Source organism: Ruegeria profundi (genome assembly GCF_020171505.1).
In the GTDB taxonomy this organism is placed as follows: Bacteria; Pseudomonadota; Alphaproteobacteria; order Rhodobacterales; family Rhodobacteraceae; genus Ruegeria; species Ruegeria profundi.
In genome coordinates this window covers 181,931-193,830 of sequence record NZ_JAIUZS010000006.1, presented here as the reverse complement: position 1 = coordinate 193,830, position 11,900 = coordinate 181,931, and the positions used below count along the sequence as shown (strand labels likewise).

Annotated in this window: 4 protein-coding genes; 3 read left to right on the top strand and 1 reads right to left on the bottom strand. The window is 56.5% G+C overall.

Going from position 1 to position 11,900, the window contains the following annotated elements; translation table 11 throughout:
- Positions 1–144 precede the first annotated feature (144 nt).
- Both LCM21_RS15235 and LCM21_RS15230 read left to right on the top strand, forming a co-directional pair.
- A complete protein-coding gene (locus LCM21_RS15235) occupies positions 145–1,305 on the top strand; it encodes an ABC transporter substrate-binding protein (protein ID WP_224891364.1) in 1,161 nt (386 codons plus the stop codon).
- A gap of 103 nt (positions 1,306–1,408) precedes the next feature.
- A complete protein-coding gene (locus LCM21_RS15230; RefSeq protein ID WP_224891363.1) occupies positions 1,409–4,075 on the top strand; it encodes a methyl-accepting chemotaxis protein in 2,667 nt (888 codons plus the stop codon).
- 520 nt (positions 4,076–4,595) lie between these two features.
- Here LCM21_RS15230 and LCM21_RS15225 read toward each other — a convergent pair.
- A complete protein-coding gene (locus LCM21_RS15225) occupies positions 4,596–8,084 on the bottom strand; it encodes a phospholipase D family protein (protein ID WP_224891362.1) in 3,489 nt (1,162 codons plus the stop codon).
- A gap of 374 nt (positions 8,085–8,458) precedes the next feature.
- Here LCM21_RS15225 and LCM21_RS15220 point away from each other — a divergent pair, with 374 nt between their 5' ends.
- Positions 8,459–11,896: a class I SAM-dependent DNA methyltransferase gene (locus LCM21_RS15220; protein WP_319003922.1), complete on the top strand. Its 3,438-nt coding sequence runs from the start codon at positions 8,459–8,461 to the stop codon at positions 11,894–11,896.
- Positions 11,897–11,900 lie beyond the last annotated feature (4 nt).

Below are 11,900 nucleotides of genomic sequence, written 5' to 3'. Positions count from 1 at the left end.
ACTCTCGTCTTAAAAAATGATTAATTTTTACAGTATGTTAACCATAAAACAGCGGAAGAGAGGAAAAATAAGGCTCACTTAGATTTTATTAAGAGCCAATCGTGCAGTGTCCGGTGGAATTTCGAAAACCACGGGAGAATACCAATGCTTCTCAAAAAGACGATGCTCGCCGCGGGCATCATGGCGGCTCTGCCTTTTTTCGCTGCGGCTGAACAGGGCGTTACTCACAATAGCGTAACATTTGCACAAGTTGCCGCCTTTGAAGGACCCGCCTCGGCACTGGGCACCGGCATGCGGCTTGGCTTGACCGCCGCCTTTGAAGAGGCGAACGCCGCCGGTGGTGTGCATGGCCGTAATATCAAACTGGACAGTATGGATGACGGGTACGAGCCAGACCGCTCTGCCGAGCTGGTGAAAACGGTTGTCGAAGACGACAAACACATCGGCCTGATCGGTGCCGTCGGGACGCCAACCTCGTCGGCCACCCAGCCTATTGCCACCGAAGCTGGCCTTCCCTTTATCGGGCCCTTTACGGGTGCCGGATTTCTGCGCGAGGCAGGTCACGGTAATATCTTCAACGTGCGCGCAACATATTCTGCCGAAACCGAGGCGTGGATTGAGTATCTCGTCGACCAGCAGGGCATGAAGTCCATTGCGCTTCTATATCAGGATGACGGGTTCGGTCGCGTTGGTCTGAATGGGGTCACCGCCGCGCTGGAAAAACGCGGCATGACGCTTGCCGCAGAAGGCACCTACACCAGAAACACCACGGCCGTGAAAAAGGCGCTCTTGTCGATCCGCAAAGCCAAACCGGACGCCGTAGTCATGGTGGGCGCTTACAAACCGGTTGCCGAATTCATCAAACTTGCGCGCAAAATGAAACTTGACGCCACTTATGTGAATATCTCTTTCGTGGGATCAGACGCATTGGCGAAAGAACTTGGCGATGCAGGTGAAGGTGTGATCGTCAGCCAGGTTGTGCCCTTCCCGTGGGACGACTCTAATCCGCTGGTTAACCGCTACACAACCGCGCTGGCAGCCGTCGATGCGGCTGCGCAGCCTGGGTTTGTCTCGCTCGAAGGGTATATCGTCGGCCGCCTCACGATTGCGGCGTTGGAGGACGCAGGCAAGAATCTGACCCGCGAAAACTTCCTGCTGGCACTTGCCTCGCTAACCACGGTCGATCTGGGCGGTGTGACCCTGCACTATGGTCCGGGTGACAACCAGGGCATGGATGAGGTCTTTCTCACACGTATCACAGCCGACGGCACGTTCGAGCCGGTCATATCCGGAGGCGGCTCCTAAGGGCCAATGGCAACGCGTTCTGCGCGTTGCCTGACTGCAAACATCCTGCCCGCCAATCGGGCAGGACTAAGTGCCATCCAGATAAATTACCAAGGATATGCATATGCTTCGCTTCAAAGGGTCTAATTTCTTGCGCCGTCTCAACCTACTTTCCAGCATTCGCGGCAAGATAACTTTCATCCTTGTTGCACTGTCCGCTGTTGCAGGCGGAGCGGGCTACCTGACCTACCAATCCTTCAGCCGCGTGGCTGTCAGCGCAGATAACATGACTGCGCGGGACCTTCCGAGGTTAAGCCAAAGCACTGCGCTGATCTCAGCGGCGAGCGCCACCAAGGACGCAATGGTTCTCACCCTCATGCAGCAGGATCTGGCTGGGCTGACCCGAGCAGAGGAAACCCTTGAGACGGCGTCGCAGGCCCTGACTAAAGCCGTTGCAGCCCAACCCGATGAAAGCCGCGCGGCGTTCAGCGCCGATCTGGCGCATGTCATGCAGACCCTCGATACGCTTGTTGAAGCGCGCGAGAGTGCCTTTGATTTCAATAATCGAGCGGCAGAGATGACCCACGAATTGCAGGAAGGGGTCACTGCCTTGCAGACGATCCTGCTGCAAACGGCCGATGACGCCTATTTCAACATCGCAATCCAAGGCGAAGACACGATTGCCGCGATTGAGGAAACGATGGTCGACCTCGTTGACAATAAATTTACCTCATTGCAGGAGCTACTTGAAACGCGGGCTCAGCTAAACCTGATGTCCGGTGTGTCGCTGGCTCTGTCTACAACCCGGGATCAGGCCATGCGGTCCATCCTATCGGACCTGGCGTCTTCCTATCAGAAGCATCTTTCCAAAGGCCTGGAGGCATTGGCTTCGCGGGACTACGGCGCGGATATCGAAGCGGACCTCACGAATGCCGTGGGCATCCTCGACAAAGCCATCGCCTTGGGGCAGTTGGGCAGACCCGTCGACCGCGCGGCGCTTCTGTCTGGGCGGCAGCAGGCAGATGCTGCGCTCTCCACCGCGATTGATGATATGGTCTTCGAGTTAACTATTGCGGCAGAGGACGCGGCCTCTGGAAACCGGGATGCAATCCAGGGTCTTTTGGACAATGAAGTCGCTTATATGAACGCCCTGCTCGAGATTAACTCCTGGCTGTCCGCGTATCAGATCGAGGCGCTGAAAATTGCTGGTGCCCAAACCCTGGAACAGGCAAGGATTGCCGGAGACGCACTGGCCGCCGCGGCTGGCTCTTTGTCCAAATATGCGGATTTTGGCGATGGTTCACTCGCAGGTCCGCTTTCGCGCCTGTCCGAGATGGCCTCAGCGGATCAAGGGCTGGCTTTCCTGCGCATGAAGTCTCTGGACTCTGACCGGATTGCGACCGACGCCGCAGAGGAAACCGTCAAGGCGGTTTTGAAAATAGCTGGCGCGGCGTCGTTGCAGGGTGTAGCGAGCCAAGAAACGATCACCGAGAACGCACGGTCGATGGCTGCCGATGCCACCGAGGTCCAGGGAAATCTTGAGAAACTAGGGGCTTTTGCGCTCGGGTTCGTTTTTCTGGCTTTGCTAATGAATCATTGGCTGATTATTCGTCCGCTGAATGCAATCAGCCGAACAACTGAGCGCCTGTCGCAAGGCGATATGACCCCAGTCACCGGGTTTGAGCGCGCTTCTGACGAGGTCCGCCGCATCGCCAACGCCTTGAAAGTGTTCCGCGACGGCCTGGTCGAAAAAGAAGAAATGGCCCGTATCGCCGAGAAAGAACGCGCGGAAAATCAAGCCAAGCAAACTGCTGCGGTTGATGCGATCGGCACCGGTCTCGCGCATTTCGCCAAAGGCGACCTGACCTACCGCATCACGCGGGAACTGACCGATGGCTATGCGAAACTGAAAGACGACTTCAACTTGACCGCCAGCACACTGAACGCGACTGTCGTAGAGGTTTTTCAGGTTGCAGACTCACTGCGCAGCGGTTCCGCCGAGATTCAACAGGCCTCTAACGACCTCTCCCACCGGACGGAGAGCCAAGCCGCGACGCTTGAGGAAACTGCTGCCGCGATTGAGGAACTCACCGCCAGCGTTCGTTCTGCGGCGGAAGGCTCCCGTGATGCGGAAAACACCACGAACGAAGCGCGCGACGAGGCGATTGCCAGTGGTCAGATCGTCGAGGAAACGGTCTCTGCTATGAAGGATATCGAAGACAGCTCCACCCAGATCTCACAGATTATTGGCGTGATCGACGATATCGCGTTCCAAACCAATCTGCTTGCACTGAACGCAGGTGTGGAAGCTGCCCGCGCAGGCGAGGCGGGGCGCGGCTTCGCCGTTGTCGCCTCCGAGGTTCGCGGTCTTTCGCAACGCACCACCGACGCTGCGCGGGAAATCAAGGGTCTGATTTCCAAGAGTACACAGCAGGTGAAATCCGGAGTAAGCCTTGTTGGCCGGACGGGGACAACGCTGCGCAGTATCTCTGATCGAGTGTCGCATATCTCGAACCTGGTATCCGCGATTGCAGACTCGACATCGGAACAAGCGACTGGGCTGAGTGAAGCGAATATAGCGGTGTCTCAACTGGATCAGGTGACCCAGCAGAACGCGGCCATGGTCGAGGAAACCAGCGCAGCCGGTCAATTGCTCAGCCAAGACGCGATAAAACTGTCCCGCCTCATCGATGCATTTACCATTGATGTTCAAGACGTGGGTACTGATCAACACAAGAGAGGTTTTGCACCGGATGAACCGTTTCACAAGGCAAAGCAATTCGTGGCGTAGGCCTTCTGCGGTTGCAAGTACTGTGTAGGCATAAGTTCGCAGTCTGAGAAAAGGATCTGCCCCAAGTCTTCAGTGAGATAAGTCTCACTGAGGATGTGAGGAGTGACGCGCCCTGCCCCTCCGGAAGTTCGCTGAATTGGTTGGGCGAGGGGCGCTCTTCCTCCTAGTGGATGAGTTCTTTCATCAATCCTACGTGTCGGGTGACCAGAAACAGGTCTGTGATTTTTTCAACCTTTTACCGCCATCGGCCAGAAGGGATTTCCTGTAGTGAGCGTCGGAACTAAGCCCGACCGCAAGACCTCAAAGCCGTGACAGGTGGGCAGGGACATGCCGTCAACTGTCTCGGTCAGACCTAACGCCTGTTCAGTGCTTTTGGGTCAAAGCGTAGCCGTGGCGCCGGAATATACGCCCGATGACTACTGGATGCCGCGTCTTCCTCGTCTGTGCAGATTGACGTAGTCCGACAGGCAGGTTGGATCGCAGCGTTATCTGAAAATCATCCATGTCGGAAAATCGAAATTCAACGTTTCACCTGAAATATCACAGCGATCCGATCCAAGATCTGTGTGTTGGCGTTTCTTGACGCTTGTTCCGCCGCGCCGAACAACTCTTCCATTCGAGCACGCACTTCCGAGAGCGTCTTCGATGGCTGCTGCTTAAAGAAACCATAAATCGCATCGATCCCCAGATAGTCCGGGATATCTCTTTCTTTTTCGCTGCGTTGGCTGACGTCCTTCTTGGCTTCAATCCAATAGAGATCCAGTTCCTGAGCCCAAGCCTCCGCCAGCTTTTCAAGCGACGGGAGCGTTAGATGCCCGAACCTGTTGTAGCCTTGGTTCTTTGATGGCCCGGACGCAAGAAACCTGTCTAAAGACTCCAAGAGCGATACCGTTCGCTCGGGACGAATATCCCAGTGTGACAGACCTTCCAATGTCGGCTGGAGGCCCTCGATAACAGAACTCAATTCTGCTTCTGTGGGTCGGTCCTGGTGTTTTCCGGCTTTGACGGTTTCGCCATAGGCCTCGCGCAGCATCCTTGTCACTTCCGGCTGATCTCGGATGATTTCTTGGCGATCGTCTGTCTCGCGGACGGCCAATAATCGGGGTGGCAAGTATGACGCCTCGACCAGCGATGGTGAGCGTCCACCAAGGGCAATGATGGTCATCGGCGACTTACCAGCGAGAAGACACAGCTCAGCGCCCCAAAGACTTTGAGGCTTGATGCGCTCCATGGACTTAAGGATTTTGTTTGGCAGCTTACGCCGCATCTCTTCGACCAGATCGTAGAGGTTGTTCCGGCGTAATAGCCGTGGCTTCTTGTGCTGTTCAAGGATCAGGTCTGTCAGGTCACCAGCAGAGAACTCGAGATACTCGTCTGCGAGATCTGAGGCGCCGACCCCTGAAAGCAGAGCGATAGACTCAATACGATCACGACCTTTTCTGTCAGACGACAGGACGAGCCCGGGAAGATCGAAGGTGGTGTAGGTGATCTTGGAATGTGGGCTGTCGATACGGTCGATTCGCCCCAAGCCCTGAAGCATGCTCTTGATGTCCGAGGTCACGCCGACAATGCCCAGGGCACGTGCGCGCTGGAGATTGATGCCCTCTGCCATTTGAAATGTCATGAACATGGCTCTGCGTTTTTCATCGGATGCTTTCTTGCCATCGAGAGCCAGGTATTCTTGGGCTTCCGCTCCATTCTTGGCGACTTGAATACCACTACCTGATCCCAGCTTATGGCTAGCGGCCACGAGGATCACTTCCGGTTTGGGTCCTTTACGGGTGGATAGGAGGCGAGCGTAGACCTCCAGAACTCCTATCCGCTCAGACAGGAAAATCACTTGCCGATGCTGATTGAGCATCTCCGCCATATGTTCGGCTCGCTGCTCATCAATCGCATCAAGTTCCGGACTCTGCAGCAGTTCACCGATGCGGTCGCAAATAGGCGTAGTCGTTCGTTTATCTAGAGGAAGCTCACCGCTCTTCGGCGTGATAGTAATTATTGCGGTCTTACCACTGCGGCTTTCACGTTCTGAGCGCCTAAGGCTCTCGCCAATCGACGTGCGGCCGCGCGCATCTGCATCTGCGGCCCGCCTGCGTTCCCAATCTTCCCGCGCGAAGGTGATTGACGACCTCAAGATCGCGAGAAAGTTCCGAATGTGGATCCGCGCCTTGTCATGAAAACGAACTTCCGTATGGCCTGCTCTTTTTGGGTCGGCAGATACAAGAGTTGTGCCTGTAGAGATGCTCTCAGCCAGCCTTCTGATTTCGCCCAGGATGACCGATTGCTCGGGCGTAAGATCGGCGTCGATCCTGATGCTTTCGATCTCTGGGTACGCATAGATAGCTGGTCCGCGTTTATTGGATTCTCCAACGCAATGGCGCTGGCGCCGAACGACATAGGGCGCCAGAGCATCCGCCATGTCAGCTTGGATTTCGCGCGGATCGAGCCGCTTTACAGCGAGACGTTCTTCGGCTTCCTCAATTGGTTTTGCGAGGTCTGCCTCGGACAGGAACATGTCTTCCATTCCAGACCGCTGACGATCCTCGAAGTTCTGCCTAAGAGCGCGGAGTTCGTTCAACTCGGATGCTCTCTCGCGTCCTCGCTTGAGGTTGTCGTTGATCCTCGCAGTGATTTCTGGGGGCACATAGATCGAGGCGCGTCGTTCGTGAAAGGCGAGCAATCCATCCAGGCCCTGGTTCCCCATAAGGGTTGCTGACAGGCACGACGTCCAGATCGCAGGGCTTTGCTCAAAAACCAAAGAACGTCTCGATGGGGCGAGATAGCGAGAGTTCAATCGATGGCTCTCGTCTACGATCATGGATGCTGAGGATCGAGCGTCTCGGTTGATCTCCGCAAGCTCCTCAAGTTGATCGCCTTTTTTCTTCATTGATAGCTGGCTGTGTTTGATTAGATGCAAGTTGGAGGGTTTAGCTTTGATCCAATTGCTCAGCACGCTCGCCGGAATGATACCGAGTGCACCATTGCGCGTTTGATCCGGGCGTTCATTTCCATGACGAAGAACGACACTCGAGTGCATTGTAGGCAAGACCGTGGCCAAGTGCTTGCCGATATCGGTCTTACCTGCGCCTGTCGGTGCTTCTACAAAGGCAAACCCGTGTTCGTAGGCTGTCCCTGCGGCTTCGTAAACGAGATCGGTTTGGAACGGCAGCGGCGGACGCCCTGCGGTGCCGTCGCCACCGACACGCCAGGGCGAGAACGATGTCATTTCGTGAACTGTTCGGGCGAGGGCTTCTTCGGCGCTTACAGGCCTTAGAAGAGCACGCAAGATCTCGAGAGCTTGTTCCGTCCAATCGGTGCCTAACGTCCAAAAGTCTTCAGCGGCCACGCGACGCGTTGCGGCAAGGTCAGGAAATGCTTGAAGTTCGTCGACGTACTCAAGATTGCGTTTAAGGCCGCCAACCGAAAAGTTGGCGCTACCTGCGAGCGCGCCTGTGTCACTGATAAAGAGCTTCGCGTGAAGCATCGCGTGGGTGCGACCGAACCGTTCCCGAGCTAAATCATTATCAAAGATACGGAGCGAGATAGCTCCCGACGCGATCGCATCGTAAGCGAGGACAGCCCGCAACTCGTCGAGAGAGCGCAGCGAAAGCCCACGCGTTTCGAGGAAATAGTCACGGGCCTCTTCCGAGAGCCCGCGTCCGCTTCCGTCGAGGCGGTTTTGGTTGTCAGTATTCGTTCCAAATATGATTCTGATCGTCTCAGGGGGCTCGGATACAATGTTTGGCCGAACGCGAAGTATTATCGACATCGCGGACAGAAAGTCCTGGTAGCCAGTAACGACGAGAGCGTGGGATCCATTCAGAGTGCGCTCAACGAACTTTTGGACGGATCGTTCCCCATTTGTCGCCCAAACCAGTTCATTCTGGGCAACAGTTTCGGACGGGGACGATAGCTCAACATCGACGCCCACAGTCTCTTGCTCGCGTTCCTTGGAACCACGAAATAAAAACCTTGAAATGAAACTGTCTGCTCGCTCTCGCGCCATTCCGGTCACCTCCGTGACACTCTAACCAACTTAGCCGCAGTTCCAATCCATCGAACCCGCAGAATTGTCGAAGCACAAATCGTACTAACAACAATCAAGCGCCAAAAGCTGGGGTTGAGAACGTTCTTTTCCAATACAGAGCACGTTGGCTCATCCAAATTTTCCAACCTTCACAACATTAAAGTTGAGTAAATATGGAAGTAAGAACGACAGCTGAAACCCTAGGCCAGCCGCCTCAGCTGACTTCCGAAAAAGGTTGTCGAGAGTAAAAACATAACTGGAAGCGGGCACTTAATTAGCAAGGGCATTGTGAGTGGTCATTTCACAGTCTACCGTTGGGAAAAGATAATTGAGTCAGGCGGGTTTTAAAAACATTGGAAGTAGAAGAGTTCATTTCTCGGTGGAAGGAGACGGGCGGCAGCGAACACGCTAACTACCAGTTGTTCGTTATCGAAATGACAGAGTTGCTCGGCCTCGAACGCCCATTCCCGGCAACGGATGATAACGCTAATGATCATTACCGGTTCGAACGGCCCGTCACCTTTGTGCACACGCACAAACGCAGCACGGGCTTTATCGATGTTTATCGCGCGGGCCACTTCATTCTGGAAACCAAACAGGGCGTGAACCAGAAGAAGAGCCGGAAAGGCGATCTGGCCGAAGGCACCGCTGAGCGCAAGCAGAAGCGTACCGGGCATGGCGTACGCGGCACAGCCGCTTGGGATGACACCATGCTCAAGGCGCGCAACCAGGCGGACAATTACGCCCGCGCCGTCGCAAAGGAGGATGGCTGGCCACCATTCCTGATGGTGGTGGATGTGGGCCATGTGATCGAGCTTTACGCCGACTTCTCCAAGCAAGGCCAAGGCTACAACCAGTTCCCGGACGGTAACCGTTACCGCATCACGTTGGATGACCTTCACGACGATGACATATGTGATCTGTTGCGTACGATTTGGACCGATCCCTATAGTCTTGATCCATCTCTCAAGTCGGCTGAGGTCACGCGTGACATCGCCGCCCATTTGGCCGAACTGGGCAAGAGTTTCGAAGGCCAAGGCCACAACAGCCAGACCGTGGCCAGCTTTCTCATGCGCTGCCTGTTCTCGATGTTTGCCGAGGATGTGGACTTGATCCCGCGCGGCAGCTTCACAGAGCTTCTGCGCAAGTTGCGCGGGCACCCGGAACACGCCGAGCCCGCGCTCAAAGGGCTGTGGGAGACGATGAACACCGGCGGCTTTTCTCAGGTTCTCATGCAAGACCTTAAGCGCTTCAACGGTGGTCTTTTCAAAGAGGCCGACGCGCTTCCCCTCAACGAATTGCAACTTGGCCTACTGATTGAGGCAGCGGAGGCAGATTGGAAACAGGTCGAACCCGCGATCTTCGGTACGCTTCTCGAACGCGCGCTCGACAAACGTCAGCGCCACAAGCTCGGTGCGCACTATACCCCGCGCGCCTATGTACAGCGGTTAGTCACCCCGACGATCATCGAACCCCTGCGCGAGGATTGGCGCGACGTGCAAACCGCCGTTCAGCGCCTTACCGAGGATGGAAAAACCGACCAAACGCTCAAACTCGTCCGCGATTTCCACGCCAAGCTCTGTCAGACCAAAGTGCTCGACCCCGCCTGCGGCTCAGGCAACTTCCTCTACGTCGCACTGGAAATGATGAAGCGACTGGAGGGTGAAGTCACGTCACTTATGCACGATCTGGGTGACACCCGGCCCCTGATCACCGTGGACCCGCACCAGTTTCTTGGGATCGAGTTGAACCCCTGGGCCGCAAACGTGGCCGAGCTCGTGCTGTGGATCGGCTACCTGCAATGGCACTTCCGCACCTATGGCAACGCTGCTCCGTCCGAGCCTGTGCTGCGTGACTTCAAAAACGTCCGCCAAGGCGATGCCGTGCTGGAATGGGCGGATCGGACTGAGCGCATGGACGAAGCCGGCACGCCCGTCACCCGTTGGGACGGTGTAACCACCATGCGTCATCCTGTGACAGGGGAGGAAGTGCCGGACCCCGACGCGCGCGTGCAGGTCTATGACTATGCCAAGCCTAAACCGACCGTCTGGCCGCAAGCCGATTTCATCGTCGGCAACCCGCCCTTCATCGGGGCGTCACGCCTGCGCGACAATCTGGGTGACGGCTATGTCGAGGCGCTGTGGAAAGCCTATCCCAAGATGCCGCAGAGCGCCGATTTGGTAATGTTCTGGTGGGAAAAGGCGGCGCTGGCTACGCGCGCGTTCAATGCCAAGACGGGCAAAGGCACGCGCCGCTTTGGCCTGATCACCACGAACTCCCTGCGCCAAACCTTCAACCGCCGGGTGCTGGAGCCGCATTTGAACGACCCGAAAAAGCCGCTCTCGCTGCTCTTCGCGATCCCGGATCACCCTTGGGTCGATACGCTCTATGGCGCTGCGGTGCGCATCGCCATGACGGTGGGCGCGGCGGGGAACCGGGCGGGGCGGCTGCTGACTGTGGCGACCGAGAGCAAGGAAAAGAACGAAGCAGATGGCCGCCAGGTGACGTTTGAGCATCAGATCGGGAAGGTTTTTGCGAACTTGCAGATCGGGGCGGATGTTGCAGGCTCAAAGCCCTTGCTGGCGAACGAAAGGCTTGCCTACCGTGGCGTTCAACTGATCGGTTCTGGATTTATCGTTTCACCTGAAAACGCCAGGGAGCTGGGACACGGTAGCATTGATGGAGCAGAGCGGCGCGTCCGCGAATACCGCAATGGTCGCGACCTGACAGCAAGCCCTCGCGGGGTCATGGTGATCGACCTTTTCGGTCTAAGCGAAACGGAAGCGAAGAATGGTTTTCCGGCTATTTATCAACATGTCTTGGACAACGTTAAGCCGGAGCGCGACCAAAACAATCGCGAAGGCTACCGCAAGAATTGGTGGATACACGGTGAACCGCGACGTGACTTGCGACCTGCTCTCGATGGTTTGCCGCGCTACATCGCAACCGTCGAGACAATGAAGCACCGCGTTTTTCAGTTTCTAGACGCCTCAGTTCTGCCTGATAACAAACTGATCGTGCTTTGCCTTTCGGAGCCTGAACGTCTCGCCATCCTTTCTTCGCACCAACACGTATGTTGGGCGCTGGCCGCTGGCAGCTGGTTAGGTGTTGGAAACGATCCAGTTTACGCAAAGACGAAGACCTTCGATCCCTTCCCCTTTCCAGAACTCAGTGACGATCAACGCACCCGTCTGCGCGCCTTAGGTGAAGAGCTAGACGCCCACCGCAAGCGCCAGCAGGCCGCTCACCCCAAGCTGACCCTGACCCAGATGTACAACGTGCTGGAAAAGCTCCGCGCTGGAGAGACCATCGAGGGCAAGGACCGCGAGATTTATGATCAGGGCCTGATCGGCATCCTCAAGGACCTGCACGACCAGACCGACGCCGCCGTGGCCGAGGCCTATGGCTGGCCGGTGGACCTGAACGACGAAGACATCCTCTTCCGCCTCGTCGCGCTGAACAAAGAACGCGCCGAGGAAGAAGCGCGCGGCCAAATCCGCTGGCTCCGCCCCGACTATCAGAACCCCGAAGGCCGCGTGGCCGCGAAGGGCAAGACCAAGGACATGGATCTAGGCGTCACGGCCAAGGTCGAAAAAGCTCCCTGGCCCAAAACCCTGCCCGATCAGATAGCCGCCGTCCGCGAAGCCCTCACCGAAATGGGCGAAGCTACGCCCGACCAAATCGCCCGCCGCTTCGTGCGTGCCCGGACTACGAGCGTACAGCCTCTGTTGGAGAGCTTGGCCGCACTGGGACAAGCGGAACTGATTGGAGAGAACCGCTATGTGGCTTGAGGTC

Bases quoted from the DNA above. Each gene is read 5' to 3' on its own strand.
- LCM21_RS15235 (WP_224891364.1), top strand. From the start codon at position 145: ATGCTTCTCAAAAAGACGATGCTCGCCGCGGGCATCATGGCGGCTCTG.
- LCM21_RS15225 (WP_224891362.1), bottom strand. From the start codon at position 8,084: ATGGCGCGAGAGCGAGCAGACAGTTTCATTTCAAGGTTTTTATTTCGT.
- LCM21_RS15230 (WP_224891363.1), top strand. From the start codon at position 1,409: ATGCTTCGCTTCAAAGGGTCTAATTTCTTGCGCCGTCTCAACCTACTT.